Annotated in this window: 13 protein-coding genes; 11 read left to right on the plus strand and 2 right to left on the minus strand. The window is 51.0% G+C overall.

The features are described 5' to 3' along the window. Window positions 1–17: 17 nt before the first annotated feature. Window positions 18–425, plus strand: coding sequence for a ketosteroid isomerase-related protein (locus tag V7051_RS06665; protein WP_333874161.1), 408 nt, complete (start codon window positions 18–20; stop codon window positions 423–425). 53 nt (window positions 426–478) lie between these two features. Here the strand turns inward: V7051_RS06665 and V7051_RS06670 are convergent, their stop codons facing one another. Next, window positions 479–673 carry a hypothetical protein gene (locus V7051_RS06670; protein ID WP_333874162.1) on the minus strand — a complete coding sequence of 65 codons (195 nt, stop codon included), beginning with the start codon at window positions 671–673 and terminating at the stop codon, window positions 479–481. A 288-nt stretch (window positions 674–961) separates the two neighbouring features. Here V7051_RS06670 and V7051_RS06675 point away from each other — a divergent pair, with 288 nt between their 5' ends. The 10 genes from V7051_RS06675 (at window position 962) to V7051_RS06720 (ending at window position 15,257) form a co-directional block, all read left to right on the plus strand. Beyond that, window positions 962–1,294 (plus strand): hypothetical protein, encoded by a 333-nt coding sequence (locus V7051_RS06675; protein ID WP_333874163.1) that lies wholly within the window; start codon window positions 962–964, stop codon window positions 1,292–1,294. Between the two features lie 125 nt (window positions 1,295–1,419). Then, window positions 1,420–2,253: a 23S rRNA (guanine(745)-N(1))-methyltransferase gene (gene rlmA, locus V7051_RS06680; protein ID WP_333874164.1), complete on the plus strand. Its 834-nt coding sequence runs from the start codon at window positions 1,420–1,422 to the stop codon at window positions 2,251–2,253. A gap of 109 nt (window positions 2,254–2,362) precedes the next feature. Further along, window positions 2,363–3,919 carry a bifunctional aminoglycoside phosphotransferase/ATP-binding protein gene (locus V7051_RS06685; RefSeq protein ID WP_333874165.1) on the plus strand — a complete coding sequence of 519 codons (1,557 nt, stop codon included), beginning with the start codon at window positions 2,363–2,365 and terminating at the stop codon, window positions 3,917–3,919. A 133-nt stretch (window positions 3,920–4,052) separates the two neighbouring features. After that, window positions 4,053–5,150 carry a response regulator gene (locus V7051_RS06690; RefSeq protein WP_333874166.1) on the plus strand — a complete coding sequence of 366 codons (1,098 nt, stop codon included), beginning with the start codon at window positions 4,053–4,055 and terminating at the stop codon, window positions 5,148–5,150. 183 nt (window positions 5,151–5,333) lie between these two features. Continuing rightward, on the plus strand, window positions 5,334–8,312 hold the full coding sequence (locus V7051_RS06695; protein ID WP_333874167.1) for a PAS domain S-box protein: 2,979 nt from the start codon (window positions 5,334–5,336) through the stop codon (window positions 8,310–8,312). A 91-nt stretch (window positions 8,313–8,403) separates the two neighbouring features. Next, window positions 8,404–10,014 (plus strand): sensor histidine kinase, encoded by a 1,611-nt coding sequence (locus V7051_RS06700; RefSeq protein ID WP_333874168.1) that lies wholly within the window; start codon window positions 8,404–8,406, stop codon window positions 10,012–10,014. A 2-nt stretch (window positions 10,015–10,016) separates the two neighbouring features. After that, window positions 10,017–10,457: a response regulator gene (locus tag V7051_RS06705; protein ID WP_333874169.1), complete on the plus strand. Its 441-nt coding sequence runs from the start codon at window positions 10,017–10,019 to the stop codon at window positions 10,455–10,457. A gap of 7 nt (window positions 10,458–10,464) precedes the next feature. Continuing rightward, entirely contained in the window at window positions 10,465–14,028 is a 3,564-nt protein-coding gene (locus V7051_RS06710) for a PAS domain S-box protein (RefSeq protein ID WP_333874170.1), read from the plus strand. Between the two features lie 354 nt (window positions 14,029–14,382). Beyond that, window positions 14,383–14,589, plus strand: coding sequence for a DUF6494 family protein (locus V7051_RS06715; RefSeq protein ID WP_333874171.1), 207 nt, complete (start codon window positions 14,383–14,385; stop codon window positions 14,587–14,589). Window positions 14,590–14,768: 179 nt separating this feature from the next. Then, entirely contained in the window at window positions 14,769–15,257 is a 489-nt protein-coding gene (locus V7051_RS06720) for a nucleoside triphosphate pyrophosphohydrolase family protein (protein WP_333874172.1), read from the plus strand. Between the two features lie 217 nt (window positions 15,258–15,474). On the opposite strand, the gene fumC is transcribed toward V7051_RS06720, so the two are convergent. Beyond that, window positions 15,475–16,878 carry a class II fumarate hydratase gene (gene fumC, locus V7051_RS06725; protein ID WP_333874173.1) on the minus strand — a complete coding sequence of 468 codons (1,404 nt, stop codon included), beginning with the start codon at window positions 16,876–16,878 and terminating at the stop codon, window positions 15,475–15,477. Window positions 16,879–16,901: the final 23 nt, after the last annotated feature.

Genomic DNA, 16,901 nt, shown 5'->3' on the forward strand with positions numbered 1-16,901 from the left:
TTATTGACGAAACGACTATGAACCAAGACAGCATCAACCTGATAGAACAATACTATGCCGCATTCAACGGCGGTGACATGGATACTTTCCTTAACCTGCTGACCGACGATGTCATCCATGACATCAACCAAGGCAAACGTGAAACCGGTAAGGAAGCATTCACTCAATTCATGGCCTGTATGAACAACAATTACAAAGAACAGTTGGTCGATATGGTCATCATGGCGACAGCCGACGGCAAGCGCGCCGCCGCAGAATTTGTAGTGCTGGGCGAATACATTAAAACCGACGAAGGCTTGCCTGCCGCACAAGGCCAAAAATACCGCCTGCCTGCCGGTGCTTTTTTTGAAATCCGCGACAATAAAGTTGCCCGCATTACCAACTATTACAACCTACAAGACTGGATTGCCCAGGTTAGCGAATAGTTACTTGTAACTATTCGGCATAGTAGATTGAGCTGGTGCTACTCCAGTTCAATCTACATAATTATCAAGAAAAATTCGCTTAAGCCATCCATGAACTCTCTTTGTGAAGCTCGAATTTGTTCAAAAAACAAAGTCCCCGTAGCGAAATTTACCAGTACGTTGCCGCCATTTAGCATGATGAGGTAATCGCGCTTTGGCGCCCTGCCGGAGATAAAGGGCTTCAGTGCCACCTCCCAGTTCTTTGTCATCGGTACTCTTTTAACGAAAACTTAAAGACTGGCCGATAAAAATCGCAAGCCTCCATTTATTTACTTTCCCGCCCTAAAAACAGCGAATAACAAATATAAAACAATAACTTGAATAAATACCAATCAAATAGCCCTTTCCTATTTGACTGAAAACATATTTCTTTAATTTAAAATTGCCTATATAAGGAATAGGTTATTCGTATATGATAGTCATGAAAGGTAAGTTTCCTTTCGATTATTAATTTTCAGACCGTATCTGGAAATCACACCAAAACACTTCATAGGTATATGATGAATTTAATCAAAAAAGCAGTACTCACTTTCACTATGGCTATCTCTTTAGGTGCAAGCACCGTTGCTTTGGCTGAAGATGCAAAAGCCACTGAAGTTATTGCACATCTTGAAGAAGCGATCGCTGAAATCGGCAAACATGATTTCAATGCCGCTTATACACACGAAAAAGCAGCACGTAGCGCTTCTGATGAAATCGTAGGCCACGAAGCTGCGGTAAAAGAAGGACTTGCAAGCATTATTAAAGCGCAGATCATCGGTAAAAGTGCAGATGAACCAAAAGCTATTGCTGAGTTAAACAAAGCATTAGGCTTTTACAAGTCAATCTAATCATTAGATTCGACAATTTATTGGGACAGGGTTAACTTAAATTGATCCTGTCTTTCATTAAAAACAATCGTTCCACCCACCGAACACTTTTCACGGCCTAGCCGGGTAAAAGTCTCCAGCTTACAATGCACCAAATTCACCATCCGGTTTCCTGTTATATATGCCCGATTTGCTCGGCTTTGCTACAGCTGAATCCATCGGCTAAAAGTTATGTTTGCGATAACAATCATCACTTTGATCTTGCGAAGGAAGGCTATTTAAATCTTTTACCGGTACAACATAAACATTCCGCAGAACCCGGTGATAACAAGCAAATGATGCAAGCCAGACGCGAGTTTTTGGAAGCCGGTTATTATAAACCGATGGCCAAAGCGGTGGCGATGATGATCAATGCAAACCAGCCCAAACATCTGCTGGACCTGGGCTGCGGCGAAGGCTACTACAGCCGGAAAATTGAAGCCGACTGCTCAAGCACCATGATGTTACACGGCATTGATATTGCCAAATTTGCCGTAGCCGCTGCCGCGAAGAAACAGCCTAATGCCCGGTTTATAGTGGCCAGCTCAAACCGGCTGCCTTATGCGGATCAATATTTCGATTTTGTGCTGAGAGTATTCGCACCGTCAAATGATGATGAACTCAAACGGGTGCTGAAACCGTCGGGATTCTTACTGACTGTAACGCCGGGCCCGAGACATCTGTGGCAATTGAAACAATTTATCTATGCCGAGGTCAAAGAACATGCCTTGGAAAGCGAACTGCCGCATGGCTTTGAGCGCATAGACATGCAACGCATCAGCTATAAAATCGCCCCTAATTCTCAGCAAAGAATCGCCCTACTGCAAATGACGCCTTTTGCGTGGCGAGCCAATGAAAGCGTCCGGCAAACCATTAAAGATATTGCGGAACTCGAAATAGAAACCGATTTTATTTTAACGCTGGCCCTATTAAAACCTTAGCCTGAGCTCTACCCCAATTACCTATTTCTACTGCCCTGCTCTTCCGGCATTGCCCTGATACCATGAACGTAATAACATCTAACCATAGAATGTGCTGGAGATTATAAACATGGGCAATAATACAGCCCCGAATTCAAGCTTCACCCTAATCAAAGCGTTATCTGAAGCTAATGCCTGCGAACTCATTGAAACCCATATTTCATGGCTGTTGCTGACCGGGCAATACGCCTACAAAATCAAAAAGCCGGTTAACTTCGGTTTCCTTGATTTTTCCACATTGGAAAAACGCCGCTTTTGCTGTCATGAAGAATTAAGATTAAACAGGCGCCTGGCTGCCGACCTGTATCTGGAGGTCGTACCGATAACCGGAACGCCGGAACAACCTCAACTGGGCGGAACCGGTATTGCCATCGAATATGCGGTCAAAATGACCCGCTTTCCGTCAGGACAATTGCTCAGCGAATACGCCAGGCTCGGGCAATTGAACGCAACTGAGATCGATCAACTTGCCGATAGTGTTTCCGGTTTTCATCAAACCATTGAACGGACGGATGAAAACTCCCCTTATGGCGACAGCATCAATATCAAGCATTGGTTTGACGAGAATTTCGAACATATCAGGCCTTTGCTGTTCGATGATGCCCAAAAACAGCAACTGCAACATATTAAGCAATGGGCCGATAGCGAAGGGCCTCATCTGACCGATTTAATGCAGCGGCGAAAACTGCACGGCTATGTGCGCGAATGTCACGGCGACCTACATCTGGGCAACATGACTGTCATAAACGGCAAAATAATACTGTTCGATTGCATCGAATTTAATCCGATGCTGCGCTGGGTAGACGTGATCAGTGAAGTCGCTTTTTTGTTCATCGACCTGCTGCATTTTGGTTACGACCGCTATGCATACCGCTTTCTTAATCGCTATTTGCAACACACCGGCGATTATCAAGGACTGGCTTTATTGCGTTACTATCTGGTTTATCGTGCTCTGGTACGGGCTAAAGTATCCTTATTGCGCATGGCGCAACAACAAGGTAACGATAACGCTGCCAAACAGGCGCTTGACGAATACGCGACTTTCGCCGACCTGGCCGAGCGTTTTACCCGACATTGCCGCCCCGTCCTGTTTATCACCCACGGTTATTCAGGTTCCGGCAAATCGACAATAGCCAGTCAACTTGCCGAAAAAATCGGCGCGTTCCAGATACGCTCAGATATAGAACGCAAACGTCTGTTCGGTTACCAGGCATTAATGCAAACCGGCAGCGATATTGATGACGGGCTTTACACTCAGGAAGCAAGTCTACAAACCTATCAGCATCTTAAAGAACTTGCCAAAACCGTGCTTGAAGCCGGTTTTCCGGCAATTATTGATGCGGCTTTTCTTAAAAGCGAACAACGCAACCTTTTTCAACAGCTTGCGGACGACTGCGGCGTGTCATTTCATATCATTACTTTTCAGGCATCGGATCAGGAATTATGCAGGCGTATCAGGCAACGGCAAAACGACGCATCAGAAGCGACGGTGTCCGTCCTGCGCCATCAGCAGCAATCGGCACAGCCGCTGTCGGAACAGGAACAACCGGCAGTAATCGAGATTAATACCGAAAACGACGACGCCCTGGAAAACGTGCTGCTTAATTTTGACCGTTATTTGCAATAACTCGGCACGACTCTTTTAAATAAGGTCTAATAAACAAGATAATCAGCGTCATTTTTTAATACACTCTAATTTTTAAAGTCGACAGAGCTTTTTTGCAAGCTAAAAACATTGCCGGACTCATTATGGACTATCCATGCCAGAGATAACCCAAACGATATTAATCGTTGACGACTCCCCTGAGAACCTCACCGTTCTCAGCGAATTATTGCAGCCCATCTACCGAGTGCGTGCCGCCACTTCCGGCCGGAAAGCATTGCGTATCGCCGTCACCGCACCACGCCCAGACCTGATTCTGTTGGATGTGATGATGCCTGAAATGGACGGTTACCAAGTCTTCGAGCAACTACGCACCAATCCCGCCACTTGCGACATCCCGGTCATATTTGTAACCGCTATGGACAATATGGAAGCCGAGTTGCATGGCCTGGACGTGGGCGCGGTGGACTACATCACCAAGCCTATCGTGCCGCCCATCGTACTGGCTCGTATTCACACCCAGCTGGAGCTGAAACAGGCTCGCGATTGGCTGCGAGACCAGAACGGCTATCTGGAAGCCGAAATTGCCAAACGCATGGTCGAAAACGAATTGATCCAAAAGGTATCTATCCGGGCCTTGGCGCATTTGGCGGAGACGCGCGACCCTGAAACCGGCAACCACATCCTGCGTACCCAGAACTATGTCCAGCAACTTGCCCAGGATCTGCAAACGCATCCTCGCTTTGCATCGACATTGAGTGATCGCTATATCCAATTGCTGACCCGTTCGGCTCCATTGCATGATATCGGCAAAGTCGGCATCCCCGACGCTATCTTGCAAAAACCCGGCCCACTAACGCCGGAAGAATGGAAAATCATGAAAACACATGCCCAGCTCGGCCGCGAAGCGATTGAGTTAGCCGAGCGGGACGCAGCCGAACCGGTGGATTTTCTTTCTCTGGCCAAGGAAATCGCCAATTGGCATCACGAAAAATGGGACGGAACAGGATATCCTGACGGCTTGGCCGGGGACGCCATCCCGGTTTCAGCTCGAATCATGGCTCTGGCGGATGTCTTCGATGCCCTGATTTCCCGGCGAGTTTACAAGAATCCCATGGCTTACGATGACGTTCAAAACATCATTGCAGCCGGACGCGGCCAACATTTCGATCCGGACATCACCGATATCTTTCTAGCCCATTTCAGCATTTTCTGCGATATTGCCGATAACCATCGCGACCCGATCCCGGACTAAGGCAGAGTGCTGACTTTTATTCACCATAAAACAATAAAACCGGATAGGCAATGAAGAGATCATCGTCATCACAAGCAAGAGCCCCCCTGATACCGAAGCGGGCAGCATCGTGTCTGTAATATTCAACTTCACTGAGACTGAAGCAGTTGCGCACCATAAACTCTAGCGATCCGATCAGCCGCCATGCCAAGCGATACTAACCCGCAGAAATCCCAACAGGAACCCGCCGGTCGTAGCGGAATTCCGGCCGTTGTCCTGGTCTATGCCATGTTCGCTGCCGGGTGGATATTGCTATCCGACAAATTGGTACAAATCATCTTCAGCGATCCGAACCAGATCATTTTGGCCAGCATGCTCAAAGGTTGGCTGTACGTCTGCGTAACGTCATTGCTTCTTTACGGCCTGATGAAACGCCGGCATGACGATATTGCCATAGCCAAAACCACTGCGGCGGATTCGCTTTGGTTAAGTGTGCCCTTCCTATCGCTGGCGGTGATAATCATCGCACTCACAACCTTGAATACCATCAACACCTTTCTACACCATAAAGAACAGGAAATTGACCGGTTACAGGCCGTTGCCGAACTCAAAGCCCGGCAAATTACCGACTTGCTCCAAGAAAAACAAAATGATGCAGACTTTGTTCAAACCAGCGATTTCTTCACCGAACAGTACCGCCGTTGGCAAGAATCCGGGAATCAGCAGAGCGGCGAAAGACTGCAAGCACAGCTAGAACAATTACGCCAAAGCCAAGGGTTTGACAGTATCATGCTGCTCAACCCAAGAGCCGAGAAATTATGGGAAACCGGCAAGTCGCCGTTTATCGTTGCCCAGACATTCCAGACCGAGGCGCAACTTGCCGCAGCCGAGCGCAAGGTGCGGCAAGTTGGCCCGTATCGCGATGCCACCGGCGACATGTACCTGGATTTTATGGCTCCTTTGGCGGCCATACATGGCCCTCCGCCATTGGTCATCCTGCACGCCGCTTTGACTAACTTGCTTTCCCCCATTTTACAAACCTGGCCGGTGCCCAGCGCCAGTGGCGAGACTCTGTTGTTACAGCGCGATGACGGCCGGGTGCTCTTTGTTAGCGAACTAAAGCATCACAAAGAGGCCGCGAACCAACCAGATACAACCGTGGCAACGGAAAAACTATTTATTACCCAAGTAAGGAATTCGCCGGACCATCCGGTGCAAGGCATCGATTACCGAGGCATCCAGGTTATCGGTGTGGCACATGCCGTCACCGGTACAGACTGGTTGCTGGTAACCAAGCTGGACCAGTCTGAGCTTTATACCGGAGCCATAGAAAATGCCGCCTGGAGCGCTTTGGTCGGCTTACTGGCCCTGTTCATGGCCGGCGCCGGTTTTTATTTGTTGTTGCAAAATCAACAATTGGCCATATCTCAGGCCGTGCAGCAATCCCAAGCAGAACGGCTGCGCGCACTGCACCTGCTTTCCGCGATTAGCGACAGCTCTGACGATGCCATTTTTGCCAAAGATAGGGAGGGCCGATATCTCCTGTTCAATCGAGCTGCCGGCCTGTTCGTCGGCCAGCCTGTCGAAGAGGTATTGGGCCGCGACGACCGTTCCATCTTCCCTTCCAAACAAGCCGAGATGCTGATGGGCATCGACCGTCGCGTAATCGCCGAGAACCGCACGATTACCCGGGAAGAAGAGCTTGACACATTGCAAGGCGAAAGGGTTTTCTTTACTACCAAAGGGCCTCTACGCGACAACGACGGCAACATTATCGGCACTTTCGGTATTTCCCGGGATATTACCGAGCGTAAACAAACCGAGGCGGCCCTACATACAACTGAACTAAGTTACCACTCCTTGTTCGATAACATGATGAACAGCGTCGTCCATGCCCGCATCATTTTTCAGGAAGAAACGCCGGTAGACATAGAATATATCTCGACCAATCCGGCATTCGCCACTGTCACCGGCATTAACGAAGCGGTGGCCGGACGCAAAATTAGCGAAGTCATTCCCGGTTATTGCGAAAACAATGCCGAATCGCTCGATATTTTCGGCCGAGTTGCGATGACCGGCGTATCGACACGCTGGGAACATTACCTGTGCGAGCTCAATCGCTGGTTCTCATTCATGATCTACTCGCCCAGTCGCGGCGAGGTTATTATCGTGACCGAAAACATCACCGAACATAAGCTGGCCGAGTTGGCGTTGCGCGAGAGCGAAAGCCGTTTTCGCGCGTTGGTAGAGCAATCCCTGGCCGGAATTTATATTCTTCAGGATGGCCGCATCCGCTATGCGAATCCGGGGTTTGCCGCCATTTTCGGTTACGACTCTCCGGAAGCGTTGATCGACAGCGTGCCTATTACCGACCTGGTTATCCCGGAAGACCGCGAACGAGTTGTGGAAAATGTGCGGCGGCGGATCGAAGGAGAGATTGTGGATCTGCATTACGTTTTTTCCGGCCTGCACCCCGACGGCAGCACTATTGATGTTGAAGCGCATGGGCGTCCCATAGACTATCAGGGTCGTCCGGCGATCATCGGCTTTATCCTCAATATTACCGAACGCAGAACTGCCGAAGCACAACTTCGCATCAGCGAGGAACGCCTTAAGTTGGCTCTTGACGCCGCTAACGACGGTCTCTGGGATTGGGATTTACGTAGCGGCTTGGCCTATCTAACGCCACATTACTACGAAATAACCGGCTACCGACCGGACCAAGTGACGCCGGATTTCGATTTTTTCAAACGCACGGTTCATCCCGATGATCTCGCTTATGTGCTGGAAACAATCGAAGCGCACCTGCAAGGCAAAACTCCGGCCAGCGAATTCAACTACCGGCTGGTCACTGCTACCGGGGAAGTCAAGTGGATGCGTGGCCGAGGCCGGGCGGTCGAACGCGATGCCGAAGGAGCTCCGCTCAGGATGATCGGCACCATCACCGACATCAGCGCAAGCAAGGCCGCTGAAGAAACGCTACGACAGCAAACCCATGAGCTGGCTCAGCGCAATGCGGAGCTGGAGCGCTTCAACCGTGCCTCAGTGGGTCGCGAGCTGGACATGATTGCGTTGAAACAACAGGTTAACGAACTCTCCCTCCAACTGGGGCAGGAGCAAGTCTATCCACTGGCTTTTCTCGATACTTTGCCGACGCAAGCGAACCAGGATAAAGCGCAATGACCGGCTGCTTGTTCCGAAACCAAGCGCCAAGGCAGCCATATCATATATGGGGCGGGCATACTCCAGATGATTGCCTGCGGAGGACTGCCCCATGATCGACGAATTAAGTCGGCTTCTGGCCGTAAACGGTTATCTTCCTCACGGCTATTGCCTCAGTTGGTCGCCATTGCTGGTATTGACCTACGTTGTCAGCGATGTCTTGATTTTCCTTTCATATTCTTCGATGCCGTTGGCGCTGGCCTATTTCGCGCGACAACGCAAGGACTTTCCTTACCGGTGGCTGTTGTGGATGTTTGCAGCCTTCATCTTGGCTTGCGGCACGACTCATCTGATGGGTGCAATCGTCCTATGGCTGCCTCTGTATGGCCTGGATGCCTTGCTAAAAGCGGCTACCGCGTTCGTATCGGTGATGACAGCCATCGCGCTTTGGCCATTAATCCCTCATGCCTTGAACCTTCCCAGTCCTAAACAGTTGCGGCAGATAAACGAAGAGCTACAAGGCGAAATCGCCGAGCGCAAATATGTCGAGGAAGCCCTAAGACTGGCAAAGCAGGCAGCGGAAGAAAACTTGCAGGAAGAACGAACGATCAGGGCCGCTATCGTTGAGTTTTCCGAAGATGCGATCGTCGGCAAGACACTGGACGGCACCATTACCAGTTGGAACCGAGCTGCGGAAAGCATGTTCGGCTACCGGTCAGAGGAGATCATGGGGAAATCCGTGTTAGTACTCATTCCTCCCGAGAACTGGGCCGAGGAAGAGAGGTTGCTCGACGCCATCCGGCAAGGTGAAGCTATTAAGCTTTACGAGACGGAGCGGGTTCGCAAGGATGGCGGACGCATTGCCGTGTCCGTGACAATCTCCCCCATTCGGGACAAGGACGGCCGAATCGTCGGCGTTTCAAAAATTGCCCGCGATGTCACCGAGCGCAAGCGAGCCGAGGAGGAAATCCGCCGTCTCAACGCCGACCTGGAGCAGCGTGTGCTTGCCCGCACGGCTGAACTCACTACCGCCAACTACGAGCTCGACAGCTTCAGCTATGCGGTATCCCATGACCTACGCGCTCCGCTACGGGCCATGTGCGGATTTAGCCATGCCCTGATAGAGGATTACGGTTCGCAGTTACAGGGCGAGGCGAAAGTTTATCTGGACCAGATTGACATTGCCGGCCGTAAGATGGGAGACCTGATTGATGCTCTACTGGTGCTCTCGCGCAGCACACGGGGCGAATTACGGCATGATGCCGTGAACCTCTCCGCCCTTTCTGAGCGGCTACTGGCCGAGCTGAAGCAAAGCGCTCCCGAACGGCAAATAGCACTACAGGTGGAAACAGGGCTTCTGGCCTATGGCGATGTCCGCATGGTTGAAATGATAATGCACAACCTGCTTGATAACGCCTGGAAATATACTGCACACGCGGCTGCGCCCAGCATCCGCGTATACGCCGAGGAACAGGATGGCTTACGCCGTTTCTGTGTCGCCGACAATGGCGCCGGTTTCGACATGGCCCATGCCAATCGATTGTTTCAACCTTTCCAACGCCTACACCGCCAGGAAGAATTTCCCGGCATCGGGATTGGCCTGGCCACTGTGCAACGCATCATACAACGTCACGGCGGAACCATCGAAGCGCGAGCAGAACCGGATAAGGGTGCGGCATTTTATTTTACTTTATCAGCCGTACCCGCAAATAAGGAGACTTGATAATGGATCGCAAAGTTATTTTGTTGGTAGAAGACAATCCTCAAGACGAGATGCTTACGCTACGTGCCCTGCATCGCGCCAATCTGGCCAACCGGGTGGACGTAGTCCGCGACGGCAGGCAGGCGCTGGATTACCTGTTCAGGAAAGGCCAGTATGCCGAACGCGAAGGTCCCGACCTGCCCACCGTGGTGCTGCTCGACATCGGCTTGCCGCGCCTGTCCGGCCTGGAGGTTTTGGAACAGCTGCGCGCCGACATCCGCACAGCGTTGTTGCCTGTTGTTATCCTGACGTCATCCGACGAAGATCAGGATCGGCTGAAGAGCTACAAGAACGGCGCCAACAGCTTTGTGCGAAAGCCGCTGGATTTTTCTGAATTTGCCGAGACCGTGGCCCGACTGGGAGTGTACTGGCTGGCGACCAACGACCCCCCGCCGGAGCGATAAAACCGTAATGAGCAAACCATTAAAAATCCTAATCATTGAGGATGTTCCCGCCGACTTCCTGCTGCTGGTACGGCACTTGCGCCAACATGGCCTTGAGGCCGAGTGCCGACGTGTCAGTACCGAGTCGGAATTGGACAGCGCTTTGCAGAACGAATGGGATGTAGTGTTATCGGATTACAACGTGCCGGGCATGAACTTTTTCTCTACCCTGCAATATATCCGCGCGTCTCGCCCTAAACTACCGGTCATCCTGGTATCGGGCAGTGTCGGCGAAGAAACGGCAGTGGAGCTGTTGCGTCTGGGCATGAGTGATTTTGTGCTCAAGGATAGCTTGATCCGGCTGCTTCCAGCCATTCGGCGCGCATTGGATGAAGCCACCGAACATTGCGCCCGCTTGGCTGCAGAAACGGCGCTGCACGAAAGCCAGCTTGCAGCTCTTGAAGATCAGCACCATGCCAGGCTGGCGGCACTGAACCTGATGGAAGATGCTTTAGCCGCACGCAACCATGCCGAAGCCGCTCATACCGCATTGCGGGAATCGGAAGCCAAATACCGACTGCTGGCCGATAATGCTACTGACTGCATCTTCTGGATCGGTACGGACGGACGCTTTAAATACATCTCTCCGGCCTGCAAACAGATGCTCGGATATACTCCCGAGGAGTTTCTGGCCGACTCCGGGTTAATGACGGACCTTATCCACCCCGATGACCGCACGGCGTATCAGCAACATCTTGCAGACAACACTTATATCGATAAGGGGGAGATAGAATTACGCATCATACATAAGAATGGCTGCATGCGTTGGATCAGTCACCATTGCAACCCAATCCACGGCGAGAACGGCGAATATCTGGGACAACACGGTGCCAACCGCGACATTACCCGAAGAAAGCAGACCGAGCAAGAACTGCGCAATAGCGAGGAACGCTTTCGAGTGGCCACAGAGAGCATTCGCGACGCCTTCATACTCATTGACGGCAAAGAAGGCAAAATCATACTGTGGAACCCTGCTGCCGCAGTGATGTTCGGATACACCAAGGACGAAGCGATAGGCCGGCCGCTGCATCAGCTCATCGGACCGCCCCGCTTCCATAAAATGGTGGTGTCCGCTCTGGCGCATTTCACCCGCACAGGCGAAGGCGCTGCGGTGGGCCGTACCCTGGAACTACCTGCCTTGCGCAGGAACGGCGAGGAATTTCCGATGGAACTCGCCCTTTCAGCGATTCAGCTCGACGGCCAGTGGCATGCCGCAGGCGTCGTCCGCGACATCACCGCGCGCAAGCAGGCCGAGGAACAGTTGCGTAAACTTGCCCAAGCTGTAGAGCAAAGTCCCGAAAGCATATTCATCACCGACCTGGAAGGTAACATCGAGTACGTTAACAAGACTTTTTCACATAATAGCGGCTACAGCCAAGAGGAGATAATAGGCCGGAACCCGCGCATCCTAAAGTCTGGCCAATCGCCGCAAGAAACCTATGCAGCGCTTTGGAAAAACATCACTCACGGCCGGACCTGGAAAGGTGAATTCATCAATAAGCGTAAGGATGGCACTGAATATGTAGACTTTGCCATCATTAACCCGATCCGCCAGATTGACGGACGCATCACTCATTATGTGGCGGTTCAGGAGGACATTACCGAGAAAAAAATCCTGGCCGAGGAGCTGAACCGGCATCGCCACCACCTGGAGGAACTGGTGGCAAGCCGGACGGCGGAACTCGAGTCGGCCCGAGTTGTGGCGGACGCCGCCAATCAATCCAAAAGCTCTTTCCTGGCCAATATGAGTCATGAAATCCGCACGCCGATGAATGCCATCATCGGATTGACCTATCTGTTGCGCCAAAACACGCCTACGCCCGCACAAAGCATACGCCTGGACAAGATCGATGCCGCCGCCCAACATCTATTGTCCATTATCAACGATATTCTGGATCTGTCGAAAATTGAGGCCGGTCGCCTGGAATTGGAACAAACCGATTTTGCGCTGGAGGCGATACTGGATCATATCAACTCGTTAATTGCCGATCAATCCAAAGCCAAAGGGTTGATCATCAAAATAGATAACAATAACGTGCCCCTGTGGTTGCGCGGCGACCCAACCCGGCTACGTCAGGCCATGCTCAATTATGCAGGCAACGCCGTCAAGTTCACCGAACGTGGCGTCATCTGGTTACGCACCAAGCTATTGGAAGAAACCGACGAAGGATTGCTGGTGCGTTTTGAGGTTCAGGATACCGGAATCGGTATAGCGGAAGAGAATCTGCCGATGTTGTTTGAAGTTTTCGCCCAAGCCGATGTTTCGACTACCCGCAAACACGGCGGTACCGGTCTGGGACTCGCCATTACCCGGCGTCTGGCGAATATGATGGGCGGCGAATCCGGCGTGGAAAGCGTCTTGGGCCAAGGCAGCACCTTCTGGTTTACCGTTCGGCTCCGACGGGGACATGGCGTGATGTCTGCCCAAACCAAGGAAAAATCGGAAGACGCCGAGGTCATGCTACGCCGGGATTATGCCGGTGCTCGCTTGTTGATGGCGGAAGATAACCCCATTAACCGGGAAGTGGCGATGGAATTGCTACACGGAGTTGGTTTGTCGGTGGACACTGCGGAAAACGGTCGCGTCGCCTTGGATAAGCTCCGCGGAAATAATTATGATCTGGTACTGATGGATGTGCAGATGCCCGATATGGATGGCTTGGCGGCCACCAGAGCAATCCGTGCCGAACCCTGTTACACATCCTTGCCGATCCTGGCTATGACCGCCAACGCCTTTGACGAAGATAGACGTATCTGCCTGGACGCAGGCATGAACGACTTTGTTGCCAAGCCCGTGATTCCGCAGACCCTCTACGCCACCTTACTGCGTTGGCTACCGCATCCTCCTCGGCGCCATCCACCTGCCGATTTCGAGTCCCACCCCGTTGAGCCGGTAGCGGCCCCTGTCCACGACTCCGGCATTCCGAACCGGCTGACAACAATTCAGGGGCTGAAGTCTACGCCAGGCCTTGCCCTCTTCAGAGGCGACATCACAAAATATCAGCGCCTTCTGCGCATGTTCGCAGATTCCCATAGCGAGGACATGAAGCATGTACAGGAACGGCTGGCCGACGGCGACATCCAAGAAGCGCAACGCCTGATACATAACCTGAAAGGCATTGCCGCCACCCTTGGCGCAAGTGACGTTTCAGGCTTGGCTACCAAGCTGGATAATGCCTTGCGCCAAAACGCAACGCTTGCCGAATGCACAGAACTGGCCCGGCAATGTAATGCTAAGTTGACGCAACTGATCCGGGAAATCCTGACCTTGCCTGAGGAAATTGCCTTTACTAAGCACACTGAATGCAACATGGATCCTGAACTCATCAATCGGGTCATCCTTGAACTGGAAAGCCTGCTTGCTGAAGATAACACCTGCGCCAACCGTCTGGCCCGTGAATCCGCCGAAATGTTACGAGCGAAATTGGGCGGCCGTTATACTGACTTTAGCCACCAAATTGATACATTCGACTATGAGAACGCGCTGGAAACGTTACGGGAGGCCACTAAACCGAAAACGTGGATTTTGTAAAATGTTGTTATTTTCTTGCATAAAGCAACGTTGTCTAAGGAAGCGCTAAACAAATCGATTCCGCTCATGGTTCGACAAGCTCACCACGAGCGGAATCAACAACTTACCGTTCGTCCTGAGCCTGTCGAAGGATTTAATCAGCGCTTCCCTAACCGAAGGCGGCATATTATTTAGCCTAAGACGCCCTACTCGGCTTTTTTGACCGAAAATATTTTTTTTTTGGCTGTATGCTCAGCATCAGGACATGATACAGTTCATACGATGCATTAATCTTGATTACCGCTGACCCGGTTTTCCATCACAAATGAATTCCATCGCTGTTAATCGAATCTACTTTGCCTTTAGGAGGTCAAAATGAATGAAGACACGTTAAACATGGAAATCAGAAGATATCTCAAAAATGTCGGCATCACATCGCAACGCGAAATCGAACATGCAGTTCTCAAAGCTGTTGAGGCCGGAAATCTGAACTCTTCTGAGCCGATAGACATCAAAATGACTCTATATGCCCCTGCTCTTGGCGTAAACCATTGCATTGAGGGGAAAATAGCACTCGAATAAATAGCTTTAAAGAATCTTTAGTTTGATCTGGTTATTACATAAATTCGACTTAAGTCGGCGAGATATTGGACAGGGCCGTAAACTGGACTAAATGACGTAACCCATTGCGAGCGAGGCTTCATGCCTTTACAGCCCAGTCTATGAAGCTAAATCGCCATAACAGACAGAGGACAAAAGCCATGAATAAACACTTGAAACTTGTTAGAGAATTTCACAACGCCTTTTCATTTCCGCAAGCAAAACATGGGGTAAATGAGCGCTTATCCGACATGGATATTGTTATGAATCAGGCGTTACTGATGGATAAAGGCAGCGCGGTATTCAAAGCGATTAAAGCGGGCGACATGGTTGAGATATTGGCCGGATTGATTAACCTTGCCTATTGTGCATTATCCGGTGTTGCTATGCAGGGGGATGATGCGACAGACCATCCGGTCACATGGCGGCATGATGGCTTTATTCTTTCTATCATCCGTATCCTGTCCGACCGAATCAATAATTGCACTTCAGGCAACAGCGATGATTATTCGGCTCTTTATTGCTTGTGCGCGCATTTAACGAGCGGCTTTACCAACGCGGATTTCAATAAAGCCTTTCAGATAATCCATGACGGCAAAATGTCCAAAGAGGTTAAAACGTCGGATTTGAGTGATTGTTTTTTTGAATAACATCAAATGCCTTTTCATGTGCGGCGATGAAAATAGCTATCACAAATACGATTGGCATAGACCGGAATAAGACCACCCTAGCCTGTCCTGAGCTTGCCGAAGAGCGTAGCGTGAGGTGGCCGTTTTCCGGCGAAACCGGTCTCTGCCGGAAACGCCCATTTTCGCTGTCGCTCGAAAAGGTTTATTCCGAGCTACATGATTTATACATAAATTCACTCTATTTGGGGGAAATCATTTCCTCAGGACGAACAAGCCTGTCGAATTCCTCCTCAGTTACAAAGCCGCCGGAAACCGCCTCTTCACGTAGCGTACTGCGATTTTTAAACGCCAGTTTTGCAATTTTGGCCGCATTGTCGTAACCGATGCGCGGGGCCAATGCGGTAACCAGCATCAAAGAACGCTCCATAAGCTCGGCAATACGGTCAACATTCGGCTCGATACCGACAACGCAATGATCGGTAAAACTGATTGCCGCATCGCCAATAAGCTGGATGGATTGGAGCACGTTATAAATAATGACCGGCTTGAACACATTGAGTTCCAAATGCCCTTGCGCCCCGGCAAAAGTGACGGTGGTGTGATTGCCCATAACCTGCGCGCAAACCATCGTCATGGCTTCGCATTGAGTCGGATTCACCTTGCCCGGCATGATCGAAGAGCCGGGTTCGTTTTCAGGCAACGACAGCTCGCCGATGCCGGAGCGCGGACCTGAACTCAACAAGCGAATATCATTGGCTATTTTATTCAGGCTGACCGCAATGGTATTCAACACTCCGGAAATTTCCACCATCGCGTCATGCGCAGCCAGCGCCTCGAATTTATTGGCCGCAGAAACGAAAGGAAGCTGGGTAAATTTCGCAACTTCTTCGGCAAACCGGTCGCCGAAACCCGATTTTGAGTTCAGGCCGGTGCCGACCGCGGTACCGCCTTGCGCCAGCGGATACAGCCGTTTCAGACTGTCGTTAATACGCTCGATGCCCAGTTGCACCTGAGCGGTATAACCTGAAAACTCCTGCCCCAATGTCAGCGGCGTTGCATCCTGTAAATGCGTTCGTCCGATCTTGATTATTTCACTCCAGGCTTGGGATTTTCCCAAAAGCGTACGATGCAAATGTTGAAGCGAGGGAATCAATAAATGGTGTAACTGCTCGACGGTGGCGATATGCATGGCCGTCGGAAAAGCATCATTCGAGGACTGGCTGCGGTTGCAATGATCGTTCGGATGCACCGGCGTTTTAGTTCCCATAGCGCCGCCAAGCCGCTCGATAGCCAGGTTGGAAATCACCTCGTTGACGTTCATATTGGACTGGGTGCCCGAGCCGGTCTGCCAGACGACCAGAGGAAAGTTGTCGTCCAGATTGCCGTCGATAACTTGCTGAGCCGCATCCGTTATCGCGTAGCCGATTTTTTCATCAATGTTATTCAGCGCGATATTCGATAGTGCAGCGCAATGTTTGACGATGCCCAGTGCGCGAATCAAAGGCCGAGGCAAGCGTTCATTGCCGATTTTGAAGTTAAGCAGAGAACGCTGGGTTTGCGCGCCCCAGTATTTGTCGGCGGGTACTTGTATGGGACCGAATGAGTCGGTTTCGGTACGGGTATTGCTGGTGTTTGTTTTCATGCGTTGCCCTCTGTGGTTAGGTT

The organism is Methylobacter sp. (assembly GCF_036845245.1).
Classification (GTDB): Bacteria; Pseudomonadota; Gammaproteobacteria; order Methylococcales; family Methylomonadaceae; genus Methylobacter_A.